Source organism: Simplicispira sp. 125 (assembly GCF_003096555.1).
In the GTDB taxonomy this organism is placed as follows: domain Bacteria; phylum Pseudomonadota; class Gammaproteobacteria; order Burkholderiales; family Burkholderiaceae_C; genus Simplicispira.
The window spans coordinates 1,238,255-1,263,185 of the sequence record NZ_QEKM01000001.1; the positions used below are offsets into that span (position 1 = coordinate 1,238,255).

Consider the following 24,931-nt stretch of genomic DNA (forward strand, 5'->3'; position numbering starts at 1 on the left):
CTGCCATGCAATTCCATCCCTTGACCGTGCAAACAAGCACCCCCACCCTTCTGGGCACCGTCCGGCTGGCCTCTTCACCCGCCGGGCTGTGCGGTTTGTGGTTTGACGGCCAGCGCCACCTGCCCCCTCTGCTCGACGGTTCTGGCGCATGGCCCACCGTGCACGACCACCCAGTGCTGCGCCTTGCGGCCGAACAACTGCAGCAATACCTGCGCGGCGACCGCCAGCCGTTCGACCTGCCCCTGGATCTGGCGGGCGGCACTGCCTTCCAACAGGCCGTGTGGCAGGCGCTGCTGCGCATCCCCAGGGGCCAGACCACCAGCTACGGCGCGCTGGCGCGCCAGATGGATCGCCCGACGGCCGTGCGCGCCGTGGGTGCGGCCGTCGGGCGCAATCCTTTGAGCATGGTGGTGCCCTGCCACCGTGTGCTGGGAAAAGACGGCAGCCTGACAGGTTATGCCGGTGGCCTGGACCGCAAAACCGCCTTGCTGCGCCTTGAAGGCGTTATCGCATGACGACAAGCCCCCACCACGCCCCAGTCTCCTCCTGGATCGGTGAATTCGTCCTTCTCTCAGCCCTCTGGGGGGCATCATTTCTGTTCATGCGCATGGGGGCCGCCGAATTCGGTCCCTTGCCCACCGCCGGGCTGCGCGTGCTGCTGGCCACTCTCTTCTTGTGGCCCATCCTGCTGCACCAGGGCCAGTGGCCTGCGCTGCGCCGACACTGGAAGCCGACGTTGCTCGCCGGGCTGGTGAACTCGGCCATCCCGTTCGCGCTGTATTCCTGGGCGGTGCTGCACATCACCACGGGCCTGGCCTCCATCCTGAACGCCACCGTGCCGCTGTTTGGCGCGCTGGTGGCCTGGGTCTGGCTGGGCGACCGTATCAATCGCCTGCGCTGGCTGGGCCTGGGCATTGGTTTTGTGGGCGTGGCGTTGCTGGCCTGGCGGGCGCCGGGGGGCGCCGGCATCAAGTCAGCGGCAGCGCCCTGGGCCATTGCGGCCTGCCTGGGCGCCACCATCTGCTATGCCCTGGCGGCCAGCTTCGCCCGCAGGTACCTGATGGGGGTGCCGCCGCTGGCCACTGCCACCGGCAGCCAGCTGGGGGCGGCGCTGGGTCTGTGCGTTCCCATGCTGTGGTTCTGGCCGACCACCATGCCGGGCGTGCGGGCCTGGGCGGCCATTGTGGCCATTGCCGTGTTGTGCACGGGCATTGCCTACATTCTGTATTTCCGCCTGATTGCCCATGCCGGGCCCAGCCGGGCGCTGGCGGTGACCTTCATGGCGCCGGTGTTTGCCGTGTTCTACGGAGTGGTATTCCTTGATGAGACCGTGACACCCTGGATGCTGGGCTGCGCGGTGGTGATTGTTTCGGGCACTTTGTTGTCGACAGGACTCATTGGTGCGCGCCGGCCTGCTGCGAAAGAGGCAGAACAGCCCTAAACTGCCGCTATGTCAGATGCGCAACGCCATCCTCTTGCCGCAGAGCCCGCAGAATCTGCCCGTATGGAGGCCGTCGTGGATGCTCTGCGCGCATCTGAAGACCACGCCAACGCGATCTACCAGGTGCTGCCCGACCCGGCGGGCCTGACACGGCTGTCGGATGGCAGGTACCTTGAAATCAACCCCGCCTTTTGCCGTCGCCTCAACCTGCGGCGCGATGACGTCATTGGCCGCACATCAACCGAACTGAAAATTTGGGCCAACGAACACGAGCGCCTACGGCTGATCGAGGCCCTGCAGAACACGGGCCAGGTCGATGATCTACCAATGGTGGCCCACGGCAACGGTGTTTCCATCCACGGACTGATGTTTGCGCGCCAGGTACAAATCGACGGCGACGAATGCCTGGTGTTCGTCTTCCACGACACGACCGAAGAGCGGCGCACCAATGCAGAGCTCATGGCCGTCAACACAGCGCTGGCCCAGGCGGGCCGCATGGCGCGGCTGGGTGCCTGGGAGGACGTGCGCGGCCAGGGCCTGGTGTACTGGTCCGACGTCTGCTATGACATCCATGGCCTGCAACCGGGTTCCGCGCTACCGCGCCAGTACATCGAGACTTATGTGGCACCACCGTGGCAAGACGCCATGCGGGCAAACTTCCGCCAATGCATCGCGCAGCAGGTCGAGTGGAGCATGGATATCCAGATCATCCACGCCGATGGCAGCCTGCGCTGGGTGCGCACGCGGGGAGAACCCGTGGTGGAGAACGGCCGCGTGGTCCGCATCCAGGGGGTGATGCAGGACATTGACGAATACCAGCGTGCCGAGGAACGCCTGCGCCAGTCAGAAGAGCGCTTCTCGCGCATGTTCCAGCTCGCGCCCTACCCCATGGGCATGGTGCGCCGCGACAACGCCTGCTACATCGAGGTCAACCCGGCCTGGGAAGCCATGTTTGGCTTTACCCGCGACGAGGCCCTGGGCCACTCTTCCATCGACCTGGGCATCTACGCCGCTACGGCACGTGCGAACATGGTCCATGTGGCCAACGCCACCGAGATGCTCAAGGGCTATGAGATCACGGCCATCACGCGCAGCGGCGCCCAGCTGACGTTGCTGCAGTCCATGCGCGCCACCGAGTTTGACGGCCAGGATGTCTGGCTTTTTGCGCTGCACGACATCACCGATCGCAAGAAGGCTGAAGAGCAGGTGCGCGAACGCGAAGCACTGCTCTCGCTCACCCTCTCGGCGGCCAACCTGGGGCTGTGGGACTGGAACCTGCACACCGGCCTGGTCACGGGCGACCAGCGCTGGCTGGCCATGCGCGGGCTGCCGCCCAACGCCGTGGATGCCTCCGGCGTCGTCTGGACCGACGCCCTCGAACCCGAGGATGTACTGCAGATCACGACCGAAGTCACGCGCCACACATCCGACCCAGACACCCCGTTCGACACCACCACCTGCATCCGGCGGCCCCACCAAAACGACCGCTGGCTGCGCGCGCTGGGCAAAGTTGTGCGCTTTGACGATACCGGTCAGCCCACACGCATGCTGGGTGTGTCCATGGACGTGACGGGCCAGCGCGAGCAAGAAATTCTGCTGCGCCGACTGGCCCATTTCGATACCCTGACCGGCCTGCCCAACCGCGTGCTGCTGGCCCGCAAGCTGGCCGAAGGCATGTCGCTGGCCCATGCCGAAGGCTCCCTGCTGGGTGTGGCCTACCTGGATCTCGATGGGTTCAAACCCGTCAACGACCGCCTGGGACACGACGCCGGCGACCGCCTGCTGGTGATTGCCGCCCAGCGCCTGACGCGCGCACTGCGCCCGCAAGATTGCGTGGCGCGCTTAGGGGGCGACGAATTCGTCATTCTGATGCCTGGGTTGTCCAGCAACATCGAATGCAAGCATGCGCTGAGCCAGGTCATGCAAAGCCTGGCCTCGCCCTACCAAATCGGCAGCCACCGGGTCTCGGTGACCGCCAGCATCGGCTACACCCTGTACCCCAGCGATGATGCGGATGCCGACACCCTGATGCGCCATGCCGACCAGGCCATGTATGCCGCCAAGCAGGGGGGGCGCAACCGTTTTCATGAGTTCGACGCCACGCAGGAACGCCAGTCGCGCCAACTGCGCGAACAGATTGCGGAACTGCGCGAAGCGCTGGCCCAGGGGCAGTTTGTGCTGTACCTGCAGCCCAAAGTGGACATGCACCTGGGCACTGTGGTGGGCGCCGAGGCGCTGGCGCGCTGGCAGCACCCTGAAAAAGGGGTTTTGTCACCCGCAGCTTTCATGCCCCTGCTCGAAGGCACAGAATTCGAGGTGGCCTTTGGCGCCTGGGTGGTCGATGCGGGACTGGCGCTGATCAAACAATTGATGGCACACCAGTTCCACCTTCCGGTCAGTGTGAACATTTCAGCCCCCCACCTGCAGCAACCCGGCTTTGCCGACTGGATGGAGCAGAAACTGGCCGACCACCCCGACATTCCACCGGCCCTGCTCGAAATCGAAATCACCGAAACCGCAGCGCTCTACCACGTCGAGCATGTGGCCAGCACCCTGAAGGTTCTGCGCAACCTGGGCGTAGGCACCTCGCTGGACGATTTTGGCACCGGCTACTCCTCGCTCACCTATCTGCGCCGCCTGCCGCTGTCCACCCTCAAGATCGACCAGAGCTTTGTACACGGCATGATGAACGACGCGGGCGACCTGGCCATCGTCCAGGGTGTCATCGGTCTGGCGCGCTCGTTTGGCTATCGCATCATTGCCGAAGGCGTGGAAACCGCCGACCAGGGCCAGATGCTGCTGCAGCTGGGCTGCCACCTGGCCCAGGGCTACCACTTTGCCCGCCCCATGCCGGTGGCGGACTTCATCCCGTGGGTGAAGAACTGGCAGGCCCCGGCCCTGGCCTCTCGGCCGCATACGGGCTAGGTTTATATAGAAAAACAGCCTCTAGCGCCCGTCCATAAAGCGCCAGAAGCTCTGTTTTTGATAGTAGACCAGCCCCATGCGGGGCCCGTCTTTTACCAGCGCCCGATCAGCCTTCGACCAAATCCTTGACCTGTTGCAGCGCAGCCGGGTCTTCCATGGTGGTCAGATCGCCCGGGTCACGCCGTTCGGCCACGGCCTGCAAAGCGCGGCGCAGCAGCTTGCCACTGCGCGTCTTGGGCAGCGCGGTGACAAAGATCACGCGCGAAGGCCGGGCCACGGCGCCCAGTTGGCCGTCCACCACCTTCATCACCTCGGCCTCGAACTTTTGGCGTGCAGCGTCACTGTCCAGGCCGCTGGCGTCGCGCGGCACGGCAAAGGCCATGGCGACCTGGCCTTTGAGGTTATCGGCCACGCCCACCACCGCCACTTCGGCGATATTGGGATGCGAAGAGATGGATTCCTCGATCTCGCGCGTGCCCAGACGGTGGCCCGCCACGTTGATCACATCGTCGGTGCGGCCCAGGATGAAGTGGTAGCCATCGGCATCGCGGATACCCCAATCGAAGGTGCTGTAAATCATGCGGCCCGGAATGCTCTTCCAGTAGGTGTTGACGAAGCGCTCATCGTCGCGCCACACGGTTTGCATGCAGCCGGGGGGCAACGGGCCTTCGATGGCGACCACGCCTTTCTGGTTGGACTCGGTCAATTCATTGCCCGTCACCTCGTCGATCAGCTTGACGTTATAGCCATACATGGCTTTGCCAGGGCTGCCAAAGCGGGTGGTTTGCTGCTCCACACCGTTGGCCAGCGTGAGAATGGGCCAGCCCGTCTCGGTCTGCCAGTAGTTGTCGATGATGGGCACGGCCAGCGCATCGCTGATCCACTGGGCCGTAGGCTCGTCCAGCGGCTCGCCGGCCAGCCACAGGGCCTTGAGGGTAGAAACATCGTACTTCTTGAGCCAGGAAGCGTCTTGTTTCTTGAGCACGCGCACCGCCGTGGGGGCCGAGAACATGTGCGTGACCTTGTACTTTTCGACAATGCTCCACCATACACCGGGGTCAGGACGGATGGGCAGGCCCTCGTACATGATGGTGGTCATGCCTGCGATCAGCGGGCCATAGATGATGTAGCTGTGGCCTACCACCCAACCGATGTCGCTGGTGGCAAAGTAGGTCTGCCCCGCCTCGGCGTCAAAGATATGCTTCATGCTGGCAGCCAGCGCCACGGCGTAGCCACCCGTGTCCCGCTGCACACCCTTGGGTTTGCCCGTGGTGCCGCTGGTGTAGAGCGTATAGCTGGGGTGCGTGGCGTCGACCCACTCGCAAGGCACGGTGGCGTTCAGATGCTGCGCGCGCAGCGCACTCCAGAGGTGGTCACGCCCGGCCACCAGGTCCATGGGCGAGAGGCCCCGGTCCACCAGCAGCACGCTGGCGGGCTTATGGCGCGACAGGCGGATGGCTTCGTCCAGCAAGGGCTTGTAAGGCACGCCCTTGCCGCCACGCGAACCCGCATCGGCACTGACGATGGCCACGGGCTCGGCATCCTCGATGCGGGACGCCAGCGAACCCGAGGCAAAACCGCCAAACACCACCGAATGCAGTGCACCAATGCGCGTGCAGGCCAGCATGGCAAAAGCGGCCTCGGCAATCATGGGCATGTAGATGAGAACGCGGTCGCCCTTCTTCACGCCCAGCGCTTGCAGGCTGGCTGCCATGCGCTGCACCTCGGCGTGCAGCTCGGCAAAGCTGTAGCTGCGCTCGGTGTCTGTTTCGGTCGAAATCGCCACCAACGCAGGCTGGCTGGCGCGGTCTTTGAGGTGCCGATCCACGGCGTTGTGGCAGATATTGGTGGTGCCACCCACAAACCAGCGAGCAAACGGCGGGTTGCTGTAGTCGCACACCTGCTGCGGCGGGGTCTGCCAGTCAATCAGTCGGGCCTGCTCGGCCCAAAAGACATCGGGCTGGTCGATGGACTGGCGATAAAACTCCGCATAACTGCTCATGGTGTGGTCTCCTTGGCCTCGCACGCTGCCGGAAGGCAGGTTTTGAATTCATAATTATTCATGACGGGCTTGCGGGAACCTGACTGGCGCCGCACCCTCCCCCTCAGTCGCCGCAGCAAATGCCCAGGTCGCGCGCCGTCTGCAAGGTGTCGCTGTCCATGGGCACGCCTTTCATGCGCCCGGCCACCTCGGCCAGCGGCACGTACTCCACATTGGGAAAAGCCAGCGACACCATGACGCCCGACAAACCTTCGTCCAGCGCACGCACGGCGGCCGCGCCAAAACGCAGTGCGGCCAACCGGTCAAACGCCGTCGGGCTGCCGCCCCGCAGCAAGTGGCCCAGCACCACAACCCGGGCGTCCTTGCCGGTGCGGCGGGCCAGCTCTTGCGCCACCTGTTCGCCCATGCCGCCCAGGCGTTCGGCGTGCCCGGCCTCGGCCGACGCCAGCACCGCACGCGCGCCTTGGCGCGGGTGCGCCCCTTCGGCCACTACCACGATGGAATACGAGCGGCTCAGTGCATCGCGCTCCAGTACCTTGGCGACCACCGGCTCCAGGTCGAACGGAATTTCGGGAATCAAAATGGCATGGGCACCGCCCGCAATGCCGGCATGCAGCGATATCCAGCCCGCATACCGGCCCATCATTTCAACCACCATGATCCGCTGGTGGCTCTCCGCCGTGCTGTGCAGGCGGTCCAGGCACTCGGTGGCAAAGGCCACCGCGGTATCGAAGCCAAAGGTGGTGAAGGTCTTGTCCAGATCGTTGTCGATGGTCTTGGGCACCCCCACCACGCGCAAACCCTTGCAGTGCAGCGCATGGGCAATAGAGAGCGTGCCATCGCCGCCCACCAAAACCAGGGCATCGATGCCTTCGCGCGCAAAACAGGCCAGCAGCTCGTCGGAGCGATCGCTCTCGCCCATGCTGCCGTCGGGCAGGCGGGTCGGGAAATGAAAGGGATCGCCCTTGTTGGTGGTGCCCAGAATGGTGCCACCCAGGTGCGAAATGCCGCGCACTCGTTCATGCGTCAACGCCACCAGCCCGCCCTGGGGATAACGCTCGGGCTGCAACAGGCCATTGAAGCCGTCACGGATTCCCACGCACTCCCATCCCCGGTTGCCCGCCGTTGATACCGTGGCCCGAATCACGGCATTGAGACCCGGGGCGTCACCGCCGCCCGTGCTGATGGCGATGCGCCGAATGGGGGGTGTTTGCAAGGGTATTTCTCCAGCCGCAGTCGTGCGCCTTAGCCGGCCAGGGCGACAAACATGTTCTGCACGTCGTCGTTGGCATCGATGGCGGCCAGAAAGGCCTCCACCTCTTCGAGCTGCTCGGCGCTCAGGCTGGCGGGGTTCACAGGGTTCTTGGGCTTGTAGCCCAGCTTGGCCGACAGCACCGTAAAGCCCTGCGCTGGCAAGGCGCGGCTGACCACATCGAGGTCTGCCGCTGCGGTAATGAACAGCGTCGTGCCCTCTTCATCGCCCGGCTCGACATCCTGTGCACCCGCTTCGATGGCGGCTTCTTCGGGGTCGGCCCCGGCCACGGCGGACTCGGCTTCGATCAAGCCAACATGGTCAAAATCCCAGGCCACCGAGCCCGAGGTACCCAGTTGCCCCTTGCGAAACAGCACGCGCATTTCAGGCGCCGTGCGCTTGACGTTGTCGGTCAGGCACTCCACCATCACCGCCACCTGGTGCGGTGCAAAGCCTTCGTAGATGACATGCTCATAGTGCACCGCCTCGCCGCCAATGCCGGCACCCTTCTTGATGGCGCGCTCCAGCGTGTCCTTGGGCATGGACACCTTGCGTGCCTGCTCCACCACCAGGCGCAAACGCGCATTGCTGGCCGGGTCTGCGCCCCCACGGGCAGCCACCTGGATTTCCTTGACCAGCTTGCCAAAGAGTTTTCCCTTGGCATCGGCCACCAAAGCCTTGCCCTTTGCCTTCCACTGTGCGCCCATAAACGGATTCCTTGCGGTACTGGCATTTGCGGTGCCAGACTCAAAAATTTGAAGATGGATGTTTATACACCTGAGGCTGGGCTGTTAACCTGATCGCACCGCTACTGACCCACGAAGACTTGATGCTCAACACCCTGTGGCTGGGATTTTTCGTCACCTCGGCCATCGCCGCGCTGGTGCAGTGGCTCGCTGGCGGCAACGCGCAGGTATTTGCCGCCATGGTCGAGGCCCTGTTTGCCATGGCCAAGCTCTCGGTCGAGGTGATGCTGCTGCTGTTTGGCACCCTCACCCTCTGGCTCGGTTTTTTGCGCATTGCAGAGCGCGCCGGCCTGGTCGAATCCCTGGCACGCTGGCTGTCGCCGCTGTTTGCGCAGCTGATGCCCGGCGTGCCGCGCGGCCACCCGGCGCTGGGCCTGATGACGCTGAACTTTGCCGCCAATGCGCTGGGCCTGGACAACGCGGCCACGCCCATTGGCCTCAAGGCCATGCATTCGCTGCAAAGCCTGAACCCCGAGCCCCAGACTGCCACCAATGCGCAAATCCTGTTCCTGGTGCTCAACGCCTCGTCGCTCACGCTGCTGCCCGTCTCCATCTTCATGTACCGCCTGCAACAAGGCGCGCCTGACCCGACCCTGGTGTTTGTGCCCATCCTGCTCGCCACCTCGGCCTCCACGTTGGTGGGGCTGCTCACCGTAGCTTTTGTGCAGCGGCTGCCGCTGTGGCGCCCGGTGGTGCTGGCCTACCTGCTGCCGCTGGCCCTCTGCATTGCCGCGCTGGTCGCCTTCCTCTCCACGCTGAACGCCACGGCGCTGGCCAGCCTGTCGTCCCTCACCGGCAACCTGACGCTGTTTGGCCTGGTGCTGCTGTTCGTGCTGCTGGGCGCCTGGCGCCGCGTGCCGGTGTACGAGGCCTTTGTCGAAGGCGCACGCGACGGTTTCGACGTGGCGCGCAGCCTGCTGCCCTACCTGGTCGCCATGCTCTGCGCCGTGGGCGTGCTGCGCGCATCCGGCGCATTGGGCTACGCACTCGACGCTATCCGCTGGCTGGTCGAAGGCGCCGGCTGGGACACGCGCTTTGTCGATGCGCTGCCGACCGCGCTGGTCAAACCGTTCTCAGGCAGCGCCGCCCGCGCCATGCTGATCGAGACCATGCAGGCCAAGGGCGTAGACAGCTTCCCCGCCCTGGTCGCCGCTACGGTGCAGGGCAGCACGGAAACCACGTTTTATGTGCTGGCGGTGTACTTTGGCGCGGTGGGCATTCAGCGGGTGCGGCACGCGGTGCCTTGTGCGCTGTTGGCGGAGCTGGCGGGGGTGTTGGCGGCGATTGGGGTTTGCTATTGGTTTTTTGGCTAAGATTTCAAGCAAAATTGGCCTATAGCGCTTATCAGATAAGCGCTGACAGCTATGAATTTTGATGACAAATAGGGCCAGAAAGAAACGGCTGCTGCAGCTAAATAGCGAAGTCTGAGTCAGCAGGGTTGCGCTGGCCCATTCACTCGATTGGTGCAAGACGGTCTGCGACGCTGAGCGACTGGTGCCGACCCAAAGCAATCTTTCGATCCTCCACACTTCGAACATCAATTAGCCGTAGAAGACCGACATAAAGTGGGCGCAAATAATATCCGGCCTCGGTCAAGCGCATCGAAAAAGGCCTCAATGACAGCAACCGAGTTATCCTCGGTAACATCAAAACATTCGGGGAGGAAGGCGATCTGACTCTTAAAGGTTAGTTTCTCCAGCATCGCATGATAAAAACCACCATCTCCATAACTCGCGGGCTTGCCAACAGCCTCAATAGCATTTTGTCTTGGCTAGAAAGCAAAGACGGCTCGGCCGGTACCCAAGCGAAGTTTGTGGATCTGGCACCAACTGATAAGGCGGACAAGGACGGTATATATTCCGAAGCGATTCTGTTTGCGACGAACAACACGAAGGTTTCCAATATTGCCCTAACTGGTCCCTATGGTTCAGGAAAGAGCAGCATCATCCAATCCTTCCTGAAGAAATATCCGCGGCCTGCACTTCATATCTCTCTCGCTGCGTTCGTTCCCGAGGCTGATTCGAACGGCGAGAAGGTGAGCCGCCAAGAGATTGAGAGAAGTATCCTGCAGCAGATGCTGTATGGTGCTGACGCAAACAAACTCCCGCTGTCACGATTTAAAAGAATCCAGTCGCCCAGTGTTTGGTCGATCTTTAAGTCTTTTTATATAACGATTGGAATTCTTGCACTTTGGTATGTGTTTAGTCAGCGAGCAGATATCATTAACGGCACCTTTTTCACTCCGCTCGCGCTCAGCAATGGATTCAATCTGGGGACTTGCGCCTTCGCAGTAATGTTTCTATGGATGACACTGCATCAATTTTACGTTGCTAGCTTCGGCCTGTCACTCAAGAGCATCTCGTTGAAGGACATTGAGATAAGGCCTACATATGATGATCAGACATCAATACTGAATCGCCACCTAGACGAAATACTCTATTTCTTCCAATCAACCGATTACGATCTTGTAATCATCGAGGATCTAGATCGATTCAACGACGCCGAGATTTTTGTCACACTGCGCGAAATTAATAGCCTCGTAAACGAAAACTCCGGCGTAAAACGGGCCATCAGGTTCCTCTACGCCTTGCGCGATGACATGTTTATCAACACCGATCGAACCAAGTTCTTCGAATTTATTATTCCCGTAATACCGATCATCAATACGTCAAATTCGATCGATATGGTATTGGTGCAAGGGAGAAGACTTGCACTCGATGATCGTCTCGATCGGCAGTTTCTAAGAGAGGTCTCACGTTACCTGAACGACCTGAGGTTGATTCAGAACATTTTTAATGAATACGCCATTTACGTAGCCAATTTGGAAACTGATGGAGAGAACCTGCTTGACGCCAACAAGCTTCTCGCGATCCTGATCTATAAAAACGTCTATCCAAGGGACTTTGAGCAATTGCACCGCGGCGCGGGGAATCTCGCTGAAATACTGAATCACCAACACGAGCTTATTAGGCATGGTGAAGCCAGATATAGGACCGAGATCGAGGAATTCGAAAATCGACTTGAAGTTGCCGAGCGACAGACGCCTTCAGACCTGGGAGAGTTGCGGAAAATCTACGCCATGGCTCTGATTGAGAAGCTTCCAGCGGGTGCTGTGTACGTCAGTCTTGAAAATCAGGAATGGATCGCGCTTCCCCAACTAGTTAGTCACGATTCGTTCGAAAAACTGATTGAGGCACCGCGTATACGCCTCCGCGATGCCAATAACTACTCAAATTGGGTCGATATTTCAAAATTGCAAACTGAGGTGGACTCTCAAAAATCCTACCTGCAACGCAAGGATGAGATCGAAAGTAAAGGGTCTGATCGTAAGAACAAGGTGCTGCGCCGAATACACGATCTCAGATTAAAAATCCCAACACTTCGCATGATTAAGCTCAATGAGCTGTTGCGTTTAAATGCCGACCACATAGAGGAGATTTTCAAAGGTTTCGAAGAGAATGGAGAACTCGCCCGCTTTTTGATCTTAGAAGGCCATCTCGACGACACCTACTACCAATACACCTCACTATTTCACTCAGGCCGCTTGTCGCCCAATGACAACAGGTTTCTGATCCAAATTCGGGCATTTGTCACTCCTGAGCCGAATTTTCCGCTCGACAATCCTAAAGAGGTCATCGCAGCGATGCGAGATGAGGACTTCCGACAGAGCTATGTCTTGAACGTTAAGCTCGTCGATAACCTTCTGAAGGATCAGAGTCTTTACCCTGATCAAGCAAAGAAACTTTTCGAGCTTCTCTCATCTGAATTCGAGAGGTGCGAAGACTTTTTCAGTGCCTATTACACCAGCGGCCTAGATGTTTCAGCGCTACTTCTGGGGTTAGTCAACGCTTGGAAAAAGCTTGTACCAGCTGCCATTGCCAGCCCCAACAGTATCTCCCACGTTACCCGACTGATTGCGAATCTACCGGTAAGCTCGCTCAAAACGCTCGCCGGGGACTATGACGGACTATCAGAGTTTGTTGCAGAGAACCTTCCAGAAATTCTGGTGCACTTGCCCGAACTAGCACCAGAACGCCTTGAATGCCTCGACTTTGAGGTCAAGGATCTAGCTGCAATCAAAGAACACTCTGAAATTGTACGCTTCATGTTCGAGGAGGGACGGTACGGGCTCACGATAACGAACCTCGAATATGTCTACCAAGAGATTTTGGGACAGGGCGATCTCAAGTCAATGCGCGCGAGAAATTTCACTACCATTCGTTCAACGAATAACGCACCCTTGATAAAAAGGGTGGAAGGTGACTTTAATCTTTACCTGAGCGATATTCTTTTAGAGTTGCAAAGAAATTCAGAGGAGGACGTCCCTGCTATTCTAGCCATTCTTAGCCAGGATACACTTGATCAAGATGATGTTCGGAAGTTTCTTGAAAGGCAGATGAACCGACTACCGACTCTAGAGGGTGTGCCTGAAAAATTTCACGCAACACTGTTCCAGCTAAATGCGATTGAAGCGACCTGGATGAATTGTCTCGCCTTCATAGAAACTGATGGGTTTGAGAAAGATATCCTAATTGAGTATCTTGATCTAGATGGTGTCCGTGCGACCATTCTGCAACATCCCATACCAAGCGACTCGAACTCACTGAATCTGCGACATTTCCTCGTCAATGCGGGTTCGCTGTCTGATGCCGCTTACAAAGATTATGTCCACGCTCTGCCGAATTCATTCAAAACGCTGCCTAAAGGACTCGAGCCAATCAAGCTTCGAATCCTGATATCTGAGGGAAAAATCAAATTCAATAAGGAAAGCTTCGATGCACTCGCTGATATTGAGGATTTGCAGGTACTATTCGTCGCGACCAACCTCGACACATATCTGACTGATCCCAACATCTTTGCACTTGACGACGACTTTCGAGAGGAGCTTCTACGATCTGATGTTGATAATGCAGGCAAGCTCGGGGTGGTTGAATTGATGGACTTGGAGGCGCTCGTGGACCTTCCAGAACGATCAGCACTTATCGGTCAAATTATTAGTAACGCAGATGCCAACATATCTAAGATTGGCGGGAGTAGTGCGCAGTCCTTAATAATACATTCTAGACCTACAGCGACGCAGATTTCACTCTTTAACAAATATCATGCTCTTATGTCAGATGACGAAGTGCGTCATGTCTTGGCTAATCTGCCCCATCCATTTTCCGAAATTAAAACGGGGTATTTCACGCCGAGACTGAAAAACACCCCCGCGAATCGGGATTTTGTCAAGTGGCTTGATTCAAGAAATATTATCTCGTCATGGGGTGAGGATCGCTTATTTACTGATGATATAAAAGTGAATCTTTATAGACGTTGATAAGCGGATCCCAAACTCTGCACTGTCTCGGCGTCAGGCATACCCTACCTGAAGCGGGCACACACCGAACGACCGGTTTTGGCCGAGACCAGCCGCTCATCTTCTCGAATGTGAATGCGCTGCCTCAGGCAGAAACGGCAAAGAACCTGCGCTGCGCCCACCGTTCCGGGATTGGGGTCTGAGCACGAGTTTCGCTGCGCGAAATCGTGATCCGACCCCAATGCCTGCGCCATGCCTGCGCGAATGCTGGCGTCAATGCCAGAAAAAATATAGCCAAAATAGCCTCTGGTGCTTATCCCATAAGCGCTACCAGCTATCAATTCAGGAACGCTCTGGCGGCGCAGCCACCAAGTCCCACTCCGCCACCTGCTCGTTCGTGGCCACCAACCGCCCCACCAGCAGCTTGATAAACGCCTTGTCAAAGCACGACTGCAGCGCCTCCGAAGCCCCCCGCAGTGCCGGGTTGCGCACTTTGAGCACCAGCACCTCGCTCTCGGCCACGGCGGTGGCGGTGCGCAGGGGGGATTCGGGGCGCAGGTAGGTCATTTCGCCGAAGGTGACGCCGGCATTCAGCGTGCACAGCTGCCAGTTCTGGCGGTGGATGCCCACTTGGCCCTCGATGAGGATGCAGAACGAATCGCCCGGCGCGCCCTCGCGCATCAGCGCGGTGCCGCGCGGCACGCGGCGCCAGTTGCCCAGGCGCATGAGCTCCCACAGAGCGACGTCGTGAAAATCGGCAAAAAACGGCAGTGCGCGCAGGCGGGTGAAGCGCTCGGTTTCGGTGTCCTGCGACCTCTGGCGTGGCAAAGCGCGCGAGATGGCCGTCAGCGCCTCGGCCCAATCGGCCCAGCGGCGAAAGCGGTCTTGCGGCGCCTTGGCGAGCGCGCGCAGCACAAAGGCATCGACCTCGGGCGGAAGCGAGGCGCGCAGCAGGCCAGGGGCGGTGGGCTCGTCGTTACTGATGCGGTACATCGTGGCGAAATCGGTTTCGCCATCGAAGGGTCGCCGCCCCGTGAGCAGCTCGTACAGCACCACGCCCAGCGAAAACATGTCGCTGTGGTGCGTGAGCGATTCTTCCCGCACCTGCTCGGGCGACATGTACGAGGGCGAGCCGACCAGGCCGGCGAGCTGCGTGGCATCGCTGCGGGTAGAAAGCGCGGCGCCAAAATCGACCAGTTTCACGTCGCCGTCCTGTTCCAGCAAGATGTTGGCGGGTTTGATGTCGCGGTGCACCAGGCCCTGGCGCTCGGCGTATTCGAGCGCGTGGCCGCACTTGAAGGCGATGTCGAGCACCTGCGCCAGTGGCAGCAGCGCATCGGCGCTGGCGTGATGGGACAGCGGCTGGCCGTTCAGGTACTCAAACACCAGGTACGGCGGTTCGGCCGTTTCGTCGGCGTCGAGCAGGCGCACGATGTTGGGGTGGCGCAGCCGCGCGGCCAGGGCGGCTTCCTGCTGGAGCTGGCGCCGGTGGCGTGCGCCAAGCTGCGGGTCGGCCAGCAGGTGCGCGTGCATCTGCTTGACCGCGACTTTGCGGCCGCGCAGGCCGTCGAGCCCCAAATACACCACACCGCTGGCACCGCGGCCCAGCTCGCGCTCGATGCGGTATTTGCCAATGGCGGTGGGGGCGGCGCTCATGTCAGTGCTCAGGCACGACGACTTCCGCCCAGTCGTACAGGGCGCCCAAAATTTCCTCGGCGCGTTCGTCGGCAGTCTCGGACAGCGCATCGATGCGCTCAAACAGCGCCTCGGCCGTCAGCGCCCCGCCCTGGCCGTGCAGCAGGCAGTCGGTGCGGTGCTGCAGCCAGCGGGCTTGTTCTTCGGGCGTGAGGGTGGACGCAAAATTGCGCGCGCGGTAGCGAAACAGCAGTTCGCCCAGGCGCGGATCGTCAAAGCTGGTGCGCGCAGCGGCCAGTTGTGCGCCGGTCATGCTGCGCAGCTCGTCGAGGCGACGGCGGTCGGTGTTGCCGACGAAGCCGCCGTACAAATCCTGTTCCACATCGGGTGCGGGCTCTTGCGGGCGCGCGAACACGGCGGGCCAGATGGCACTCATGTCGGGCAGCGCGCGGGCCCATTCAGCGTGCTGCGCCGCCTGGGCCAGGTCAATGTGCCAGCGCTGCGCCAGCGCGGGGGTCAGCGTGTTCACATTGCCCACCACCATGGGCGACTTGTTCAGGTGCACCGTCTTAATGGGCAGGCGCGTGACGCCCTCGGGCAGGTCGGCCGTGCGCGTGAACATGCGCAGGCGCAGCTGCTCCACATCGAGCAGGGCCAGTTCGCGCGGGTCGTGCGCCAGGTCCCAGGCGATGATTTCGTTCTTGTTGGTCGGGTGGCTGGCCAGCGGCCACATCACGGCGAGACACCCGCGCTCGGCTGGGAACATGCCTGAGACGTGCAGGAATGGCCGCGCCGTCTGCGCCGTGGCGGGCAGGCGCAGCTCGGCGGCCACGCGGTCTTTCTTGTGCAGGCTGAATGCAAAGTCGAACAGCCGGGGGTTGTGCTGGCGCAGCAGCCGCGCCAGGGCGATGGTGGCGCGCACGTCCGACAGCGCATCGTGCGCGGCCTCGTGCAGCAGGCCGTTGGCTTTGCTCAGGTGCTCGAGCTTGAAGCTCTGCGTGCCGTCCTCTTTGGTGGGCCAGACGATGCCGCCCGGCCGCAGCGCATAGGCCAGGCGCACCACGTCGAGCAGGTCCCAGCGGCCGCACCGGTTCTGCCACTCGCGCGCATAAGGGTCGATGAGGTTGCGCCAGAACATGAAGCGCGTGATCTCATCGTCAAACCGGATGGTGTTGTAGCCCACGCCGATGGTGCCGGGCTGCGCCATCTCGGCTTCAATCACGGCGGCAAACTCGCGCTCGGGCACGCCGCGCTCCCAGGCGATCTGCGGCGTGATGCCGGTGATGAGGCAGGCCTCAGGATCGGGCAGGTAGTCGTTGGTCGGTTTGCAGTACAGCATGACCGGATCGCCGATCTCGTTCAACTCGGCATCGGTGCGGATGGCGGCAAACTGCGCCGGGCGGTCGCGCCGGGTGTTGGCGCCAAAGGTTTCGTAGTCGTGCCAGAGGAAGGTGTGGGAGGACATGCGCGGCGCAGGTGCTTGAAACGGAGATGGAGGGAATGTAACCGGTGCGGGGCCTGCCATTGAAGAAATATGGGTGTTTTGTGCCTTTAGCTCTTTGCCAGAAAGCGTCAAAAGCTATCGAATCTATAGCATTTCAATCAACCAACGGGGTTCGTCGGTCACCAAAGCCTTGGTCAGCACAAGCCTCTGTGCCTGGGTTAGCATTCGTAACAGCCCTTCCACCCCACTCCCGATCCGTTCATTTTTTCCCACACGAATCCATGGTTGCAACCGTCATCGTCGGCATGCTGTGCGTGCATTTGCTGTGCTTTGGCGGAATGTTCCTGCTGATCGGCGCGCGCCTGCATGGCAAAAAGATGGGCATGGATGCTTTCGCTGTCGGCAACCTGCTGCTGGGCTCGGCCTACGTCCTGCAACTGCTGGGCGGGCCGCCGGGCTGGAACCTGATGAGCGTGCTCAACCATACGCTGACCCTCTGCGTGCCGGCCGTTTTTTGGGTGGGCGCCATGCGTTTTTTCGACCGCCCTGCGCCGCTGTGGCGCCCGCTGATCACACTGGCGCTGGCCTACACCGCCCTGCAGTTGCTGGTGCAGTGGACGCTGGGGTCGGTGGCCCGCTACGCCATGCTGTCCGGCCTGTCGGCACTGGCTTTTCTGGCCATGATGGTCACCGTCATCTACGGCGTGCGCACCTTCGCCAGGCAACTGCATATCGAGATGGTGCTGTTCGCCGTCCTTATCGGCGGCATTTGCGCGCTGAACGCCGCGAAGTTCGTGAACGTCCTGACAGGAGGGCTGCAGACACTGGACATGGGAAGCCGTTTCCAGATGGTGTTCTACATCTACATGTCTTTCCTGGCCACCGTGCTGGCGCCTTCGATGATCTGGCTGGTGCTGCGCCGCCTGACGGACGATCTGCGCGCCATGGCGGCACGCGATCCACTGACGCAATTGTTGAACCGGCGCGGCCTGAGCGAGGCGCTGGAGGCGTATTTCCGTTCGCGCACTGCAGTGCCTGCGCACCTGTTTATCGTGGACATCGACTATTTCAAGCGCATCAACGACGCCTACGGCCACAAGGCAGGCGATACGGTGCTGTGCCATGTGGCCGACGTGTTGCGTGAGAACGCGCGCAAGGGAGATCTGACATCCCGCGTGGGTGGCGAGGAGTTCGTCGCCGTCTGTCTGGAAACAGACAGTGCGGGCGCGATGCGCCTGGCCCATCGCCTGCGTGCAGCCATTGAAGGCCATCAGATACCCATCCGTGGCGGCGAATCCATCCAATGCACGGCCACCATCGGGGTGTCGCAGAGTTTTGCCAGTGTGGACGAGTTTGACAGCGCCATGCAGCAGGCCGATGCCGCGCTCTACCGTGGCAAGGAAGCCGGACGCAACCGGGTGGAACGCAGCAATGACGGCGACTCCACGCCCGCCCCCTGAATAACGCACGCGCATAGATTCATCGCCTGATTCCATTTCTAAATCACCCGTGTCGTTGTTGCTTCGCCTTGCGCGTGCTACAGCACTGATCGTAGGCTTCGCGCCTAGACACGAATGATTTGGAAACAGAATTAGCCATCAGACGCATGCCAATAAAGCGCCAAAAGCTATTGATTCAATAGAAAAAAAGCCAGCCACCTCGGCGGTGGCTGGCTTTGCACTGGCAGGCGGCACACAAGTGCGGCCAGGACCGGGCTTACCCGGCGGTCGCCTCTTCCGGCTCAGCAGGCTCCGACTTGGCCAACCGTTCCTTCTTGGGCAGCGGCTGAATGTCCAGAAGCACCTCGCCCGTTTCGACACCCTTCTCGTCCGTCTTGACGTCCATGTCCACCGTCAGGCGGCCACCGTCCTGCAAGCGGCCAAAGAGCAACTCGTCTGCCAAGGCGCGGCGAATGGTGTCCTGGATCAGGCGCTGCATGGGACGTGCGCCCATGAGAGGGTCGAAGCCCTTCTTGGCCAGGAACTTGCGCAGCGTGTCGGTGAAGGTGACTTCCACCTTCTTCTCGGCCAGTTGCGTTTCCAATTGCAGCAAGAACTTGTCCACCACGCGCAGGATGATCTGCTCGTCCAGCGCCTTGAAGCTGACGATGGCGTCCAGCCGGTTGCGGAATTCGGGCGTGAACAGGCGCTTGATGTCGCCCATTTCGTCGCCCGCCTGGCGCGGGTTGGTAAAGCCAATAGTGGCCTTGTTCATGGTCTCGGCACCCGCGTTGGTCGTCATGATGATGATGACGTTGCGGAAGTCGGCCTTGCGCCCGTTGTTGTCCGTCAGCGTGCCGTGGTCCATGACCTGCAGCAGCACGTTGAAGATGTCTGGATGCGCCTTCTCGATTTCATCAAGCAGCAACACCGAGTGCGGCTTCTTGGTCACGGCTTCGGTCAACAGGCCACCCTGGTCAAAGCCCACGTAGCCGGGGGGCGCACCAATCATGCGACTGACGGCATGGCGTTCCATGTACTCCGACATGTCGAAGCGGATCAGCTCGATGCCTAGAATATAGGCCAGCTGCTTGGCTGCTTCGGTCTTGCCCACGCCCGTGGGGCCGCTGAACAGGAACGAACCAATCGGCTTGTCACCCTTGCCCAGGCCCGAGCGGGCCATTTTGACGCTGGACGCAAGCACTTCGAGCGCCTTGTCCTGGCCAAACACCACGCTCTTGAGGTCGCGCTCCAGCGTTTGCAGCTTGCCCCGATCGTCGTTGGACACGTTGGCCGGGGGAATGCGGGCGATTTTTGCCACGATTTCCTCGATCTCGGTCTTGCCGATGGTCTTCTTGCGCTTGCTGGGCACCAGGATGCGCTGTGCGGCGCCCGCCTCGTCGATCACATCGATGGCCTTGTCAGGTAAATGGCGATCGTTGATGTACTTGGCGCTCAACTCTGCCGCAGCCTGCAGTGCCGCCGCAGCATATTTCACGCTGTGGTGCTCTTCGAAGCGCGATTTCAGACCCTTGAGGATGTCGATGGTCTCCTGCACAGTAGGCTCAACCACATCCACCTTTTGGAAACGGCGCGACAGCGCAGCGTCTTTTTCAAAGATGCCACGGTATTCCGTGAACGTGGTGGCACCGATGCATTTGAGTGCACCAGAGCTGAGCGCCGGCTTGAGCAGATTGGACGCATCCAGCGTGCCACCCGAGGCCGCGCCCGCACCAATCAGCGTGTGGATTTCGTCAATGAACAAGATGGCGTTGGGCTTGTCCTTGAGGGACTTGAGAACCCCCTTGAGACGCTGCTCAAAATCACCCCGGTATTTCGTACCCGCCAGCAAGGCACCCATATCGAGCGAATACACCACGGCCTCGGCCAGAATCTCGGGCACGTCGTTTTGTGTGATGCGCCAGGCCAGGCCCTCGGCAATGGCGGTTTTACCCACGCCGGCCTCACCCACCAGCAACGGGTTGTTCTTGCGGCGGCGGCACAGAATCTGAATGGTGCGCTCCACCTCGAAGTGGCGGCCAATGAGGGGATCGATCTTGCCGTCCTTGGCCAGCTGGTTGAGGTTTTGCGTGAACTGCTCCAGGGGCGAGGCTTTCTCGCTCTTTTCGCCGCTCGGCCCCTCCTCGTTCTCTGCGGGGCCTTCCGACCCCTTGGCAGGCTCTGGCGGTTCGCCCTTCTTGATGCCGTGGGCAATAAAATTGACCACGTCCAGGCGCGTCACGCCCTGCTGGTGCAGGTAATACACGGCATGCGAGTCTTTCTCACCAAAGATGGCGACGAGCACGTTGGCGCCGTTCACCTCCTTCTTGCCATTGCCAGTGGACTGCACATGCATGATGGCGCGCTGGATGACGCGCTGGAAACCCAGCGTGGGCTGCGTATCCACCTCATCGGTGCCTGCCACCTGCGGGGTGTTGTCTTTGATGAAGTTCGCCAAAGATGAGCGCAAATCATCGATATTGGCCGAACAAGCGCGTAAAACTTCTGCTGCGCTGGGGTTGTCGAGCAGGGCAAGCAACAAATGCTCGACGGTAATGAATTCGTGGCGTTGCTGGCGGGCCTCCACAAAGGCCATGTGCAAGCTTACTTCCAGTTCCTGGGCAATCATATGAACTCCTTTGTGCTTGCAGGTAAGGTATTGGTGGGTAGATCGGGGCGGGCGGCCATTTATTCAACCGGCTCACTGACGCACTGCAGCGGATGACCTGCCTGATGTGCGGCATCGAGCACCTGATCGACCTTGGTGGCGGCAATGTCGCGCGAATACACGCCGCAGACACCTTTGCCGTCCAGATGGATCTTGAGCATGATCTGGGTGGCTGTTTCGCGGTCCTTGCTGAAAAACTCCTGCAAAACAACGATGACGAACTCCATGGGGGTGTAGTCGTCGTTGAGCATCAGCACCTGGTACATCTGCGGCGGCTTGGCCTTTTGGGTGCGCCGCTCCAGCACGACCGAACCGCCGTCGTCCGGCGAAGGCCGTTGCACGGCGGGCGCAGGGGAAATTGAAGGGGGTTTAGTTGCCATTAATTTCATTCTAGCGACCCGCGGATTCGATTGCTTGCAAAGGAAATATGACCACGATAGGGGCCATTTCAAACCCCGGGTCCTGACGCTTCATTCATAGACCACCACGGCATCGCCACCGGCGGCCTGGGCGCGCCAGGCCGCCAGCGCTGCATCGGTGGGATAGGTGCGGTGGGCCTCGCTCAGCTGCAACTCTGCCGTGGCGCCCTGCCCCCCTGCATTGCAACGCACACCCAGACGCACGCGCAGGCCATGCAGCAATTCACCTTGTTCAGTGCTCTCCCGGCGGGGCGAAAATTCACGCAGCAGGCGAGCGACTTCGGGTGGCTTATCTCCTACGGCCACGCGCAGGTATTTGCCAAAACGGCAGCGTGCGGTCGCCAGATCCATGACCTGCTGCACGATAAAACGGGCCTCAAAGCCGTTGCGCCCAGGTTGCAGGCGGCCACTGATGATGACCAGCTCATCGTCTTTGAGCTGGTCGCGGAACGCCGTGATGACGGCCTCGCTGGCCGACGCCTCTACCCTGCCCGCTCCATCGTCGAGTTGAAAAATCCCCTGCCTCCCGCGCTGGCCGTTGACCACGCGAAAGTCACTGACGATGCCGGCAACAGTCTGGGTTTCACGGCCTTCGCTCAACTCATCCAGTCGAGTCCGCACAAAACGGCCCACTTCCCGCGCAGATTCATCGAACAAATGGCCGGAGAGGTAAAAGCCCAGCGCCGATTTTTCGAACATCAAGCGCTCACGAACACCCCAGGGCGGCACATCCACCAGGTCGGGCTCCTGGGTACTGGAGCCGTGGGCATCGTCGCCCATCATGTCAAATAACCCGCCCTGGTTGACGTTGGCCAGGGTGGCTGTAGAAAAATCGAAGGCCCGATCCAGCGACGCCGAGAGCGCTGCGCGGTGTTGGTCGAGCGAATCAAAGGCCCCCGCCTTGATGAGTGCATCGACCGTGCGCTTGTTGATCTTGCTGCGGTCCACACGCACGCAGAAATCAAACAAGCTGGTGAAAGGGCCGCACGTTGTACCCTGCGGCCCTTCGCCGCGGCCTTCGCGCGCAGCGACGATCGCCTCGATGGCTTGCTGGCCCGTACCCTTGACGGCGCCCAGGCCATAGCGGATCACGGTGTTGGTGACGGGCTCGAAACGGTAGCGCCCCCGGTTGATGTTGGGGGGTTCGAACTCCATTTTGAAGTTCTTGCGGGCGTCCTCGAACAAGACCTTGAGCTTGTCGGTATCGTCCATTTCCACGGTCATGTTGGCGCAGAAGAACTCGGCCGTGTAGTGCACCTTGAGCCAGCCCGTGTGGTAGGCCAGCAGCGAGTAGGCGGCGGCGTGCGACTTGTTGAAGCCGTAGCCCGCGAACTTCTCCATCAGGTCGAACACCTCGTCGGCCTTCTCCTGACCGATGCCCTTCTCCGCAGCGCCCTTGCGGAAGATGGCACGGTGCTCGGCCATCTCCTCGGCCTTTTTCTTGCCCATGGCCCGGCGCAGCATGTCGGCACCGCCCAGGCTGTAGCCGCCCAGCACCTGGGCGGTCTGCATCACCTGCTCCTGGTAGACCATGATTCCGTAGGTCTCGGCCAGCACGGGCTCGACCAGCGGGTGCGGGTATTCCACCTCTTCCCGCCCGTGCTTGCGGTTCACGAAGCTCGGGATCAGATCCATGGGGCCCGGACGGTACAGGGCATTGAGGGCGATCAGGTCTTCAAGCCGCGAGGGCCGCGCCTCCTTGAGCATGCCTTGCATGCCCCGGCTTTCAAACTGGAACACGGCCTCGGTCTTGCCGTCTGAAAACAACTGGTAGGTTGCACGATCGTCGAGCGGGATGTTCTCGAAAGCGAAGCTCTCCTGTCCCTTGTGGCGCTGAACAATGAAGTCCTTGGCAATCTCCAGGATGGTCAGCGTGGCCAACCCCAAGAAGTCGAACTTCACCAGGCCAATGGCCTCCACATCGTCCTTGTCGTACTGGCTCACGGCCGAGTCGCTGCCGGGCTGCTGGTACAGCGGGCAAAAATCGGTGAGCTTGCCCGGCGCAATCAGCACGCCGCCTGCGTGCATGCCGATATTGCGCGTCATGCCTTCGAGCTTTTGCGCCATCTCGATGACGGTACGCACGTCCTCCTCCTTGCGCACGCGCTCGTAAAGCTGGGGTTCAAGTTCCAGGGCGTAGTTGTTTTTATCGCCGTCCTTTTTGGGATCCGGAGGGTATTGCAGCGTGTACGACATGCCCGGCTTGGCAGGCACGAGCTTGGAGATACCATCACAGAACATGTAGCTCATGTCCATGACCCGGCCCACGTCACGAATGGCCGCCTTGGCCGCCATGGTGCCAAAGGTAGCGATCTGGCTGACGGCGTCCTTGCCGTACTTGTCCTTCACATAGTCGATCACCCGATCGCGGTTGGCCTGACAGAAGTCGATGTCAAAGTCGGGCATGGATACCCGCTCGGGATTGAGGAAACGCTCGAACAGCAGGTTGTATTGCAAGGGGTCAAGGTCGGTGATCTTGAGCGCATAGGCCACCAACGAACCCGCGCCCGATCCCCGACCCGGCCCCACCGGACAGCCATTGCTTTTGGCCCACTGGATAAAGTCGCCCACGATGAGGAAGTAACCCGGAAACCCCATCTTGAGGATGGTGCCTAGTTCGAACTCCAGGCGCTCCACGTACCGCGCACGCTGCTGGTCGCGCACGGCAGCGTCCGGGTAGAGATGCGCCAGCCGGTCCTCAAGGCCCTCGAAAGACGCCACCCGAAAATACTCTTCAATGGGCATGCCGCCGGGCGTGGGGAAGTTGGGCAGTTGCGGTTTGCCCAGCACCAGCGACAAATTGCAGCGCTGCGCGATCTCGGCTGTGTTGGCCACGGCCGAGGGCACATCGGCAAACAACGCTTCCATCTGCGCGGCAGATTTGAAATACTGCTCGCGGGTAAAGCGGCGCACGCGGCGGGCATTGCCCAGGATTTCCCCCTCGGCAATGCACACCCGCGCTTCGTGCGCTTCGTAATCCTCCGGGGCGGCAAACTGCACCGGATGGGTGGCGACCACCGGTAGGTTCAGACGCACCGCCAACTGCACAGCAGCCACCACATGGGCTTCGTCGTCAGGGCGCCCCGCTCGCTGGATCTCCAGGTAAAAACGATGGGGGAATATGCCCGCCAGCCGCAGCGCAAGGTCGGCGCCGCCGGTCTCATCTCCCCGTACCAGGGCTTGCCCCACCGGCCCGGCCTGGGCTCCCGACAACGCAATCAGCCCTTCGCCCAGCTCCTGCAGCCATTGCCAGGTGCAGACCGCCAGGTTTTTCACCACATTGCGTGTCCAGGCGCGAGCCAGCAACTCCGAAAGGTTCAGATAGCCCTGCGGGCCTTGCACCAACAGCACCAGGCGTGTGGGAGCAGCGGCCCCCTCGCCCTCGAGCAGGATCTCGGCGCCCAGGAGCGGCTTGACACCCTTGCCTCGCGCTGCCTTGTAAAACTTGATGGCGCCAAACAGGTTATTGAAGTCGGTGATGGCCAGCGCAGGCTGGCCATCGGCGGCGGCGGCGGCAACCACCTCGTCGATGCGGTTGGTGCCGTCAACGACGGAAAATTCGGTGTGCAGGCGCAAATGAACAAACATGCAGGCATTGTAGAAAGCCCCAGGCCCTCCGCCCGGACGCAATCGATCAGCAGCGCCCCGGGCAACCCGTGACCGC

Annotated in this window: 14 protein-coding genes; 6 read left to right on the top strand and 8 right to left on the bottom strand. The window is 60.8% G+C overall.

All coding sequences use genetic code 11. From position 1 onward, the window contains the following. Positions 1 to 5 precede the first annotated feature (5 nt). From C8D04_RS05665 to C8D04_RS05675, 3 genes are read left to right on the top strand one after another with little or no spacing between them, the layout of a single operon-like run. Positions 6 to 515 (top strand): methylated-DNA--[protein]-cysteine S-methyltransferase, encoded by a 510-nt coding sequence (locus C8D04_RS05665; RefSeq protein ID WP_116003977.1) that lies wholly within the window; start codon positions 6 to 8, stop codon positions 513 to 515. Beyond that, the gene (locus tag C8D04_RS05670; RefSeq protein ID WP_116003978.1) at positions 512 to 1,441 is read left to right on the top strand and encodes an EamA family transporter; all 930 of its coding nucleotides are present in this window, start codon (positions 512 to 514) and stop codon (positions 1,439 to 1,441) included. The genes C8D04_RS05665 and C8D04_RS05670 overlap by 4 nt, the downstream gene beginning before the upstream one ends. A 9-nt stretch (positions 1,442 to 1,450) precedes the next feature. Next, positions 1,451 to 4,366, top strand: a complete 2,916-nt coding sequence (locus tag C8D04_RS05675; RefSeq protein ID WP_116003979.1) for an EAL domain-containing protein — start codon at positions 1,451 to 1,453, stop codon at positions 4,364 to 4,366. Positions 4,367 to 4,472: 106 nt separating this feature from the next. Here C8D04_RS05675 and C8D04_RS05680 read toward each other — a convergent pair whose 3' ends face one another. The 3 genes from C8D04_RS05680 to C8D04_RS05690 form a co-directional block, all read right to left on the bottom strand. Further along, entirely contained in the window at positions 4,473 to 6,368 is a 1,896-nt protein-coding gene (locus C8D04_RS05680; RefSeq protein WP_116003980.1) for a propionate--CoA ligase, read from the bottom strand. A 103-nt stretch (positions 6,369 to 6,471) separates the two neighbouring features. Continuing rightward, positions 6,472 to 7,584, bottom strand: coding sequence for an ATP-dependent 6-phosphofructokinase (locus tag C8D04_RS05685; protein WP_116003981.1), 1,113 nt, complete (start codon positions 7,582 to 7,584; stop codon positions 6,472 to 6,474). 29 nt (positions 7,585 to 7,613) lie between these two features. Continuing rightward, entirely contained in the window at positions 7,614 to 8,327 is a 714-nt protein-coding gene (locus C8D04_RS05690; protein ID WP_116003982.1) for a YebC/PmpR family DNA-binding transcriptional regulator, read from the bottom strand. Between the two features lie 122 nt (positions 8,328 to 8,449). On the opposite strand from C8D04_RS05690, the gene C8D04_RS05695 reads away from it, so the two are divergent. Continuing rightward, complete coding sequence (locus C8D04_RS05695; protein WP_116006042.1) at positions 8,450 to 9,679, top strand: spore maturation protein; 1,230 nt, start codon at positions 8,450 to 8,452, stop codon at positions 9,677 to 9,679. A gap of 392 nt (positions 9,680 to 10,071) precedes the next feature. Beyond that, complete coding sequence (locus tag C8D04_RS05700; RefSeq protein WP_116003983.1) at positions 10,072 to 13,683, top strand: ATP-binding protein; 3,612 nt, start codon at positions 10,072 to 10,074, stop codon at positions 13,681 to 13,683. A 321-nt stretch (positions 13,684 to 14,004) separates the two neighbouring features. On the opposite strand, the gene C8D04_RS05705 is transcribed toward C8D04_RS05700, so the two are convergent. Further along, positions 14,005 to 15,318, bottom strand: coding sequence for a protein kinase (locus C8D04_RS05705; RefSeq protein ID WP_116003984.1), 1,314 nt, complete (start codon positions 15,316 to 15,318; stop codon positions 14,005 to 14,007). 1 nt (position 15,319) lies between these two features. Further along, a complete protein-coding gene (gene sbcB, locus C8D04_RS05710; RefSeq protein ID WP_116003985.1) occupies positions 15,320 to 16,762 on the bottom strand; it encodes an exodeoxyribonuclease I in 1,443 nt (480 codons plus the stop codon). A 260-nt stretch (positions 16,763 to 17,022) separates the two neighbouring features. On the opposite strand from sbcB, the gene C8D04_RS05715 reads away from it, so the two are divergent. After that, positions 17,023 to 18,201 (top strand): GGDEF domain-containing protein, encoded by a 1,179-nt coding sequence (locus C8D04_RS05715; protein ID WP_116003986.1) that lies wholly within the window; start codon positions 17,023 to 17,025, stop codon positions 18,199 to 18,201. A 256-nt stretch (positions 18,202 to 18,457) separates the two neighbouring features. Here C8D04_RS05715 and clpA read toward each other — a convergent pair whose 3' ends face one another. The 3 genes from clpA to dnaE form a co-directional block, all read right to left on the bottom strand. Further along, positions 18,458 to 20,809, bottom strand: a complete 2,352-nt coding sequence (clpA, locus tag C8D04_RS05720) for an ATP-dependent Clp protease ATP-binding subunit ClpA (protein WP_116003987.1) — start codon at positions 20,807 to 20,809, stop codon at positions 18,458 to 18,460. Between the two features lie 59 nt (positions 20,810 to 20,868). After that, entirely contained in the window at positions 20,869 to 21,237 is a 369-nt protein-coding gene (gene clpS / locus C8D04_RS05725) for an ATP-dependent Clp protease adapter ClpS (RefSeq protein ID WP_116003988.1), read from the bottom strand. 81 nt (positions 21,238 to 21,318) lie between these two features. Next, positions 21,319 to 24,855, bottom strand: coding sequence for a DNA polymerase III subunit alpha (dnaE, locus tag C8D04_RS05730; protein WP_116003989.1), 3,537 nt, complete (start codon positions 24,853 to 24,855; stop codon positions 21,319 to 21,321). Between the last annotated feature and the right edge of the window lie 76 nt (positions 24,856 to 24,931).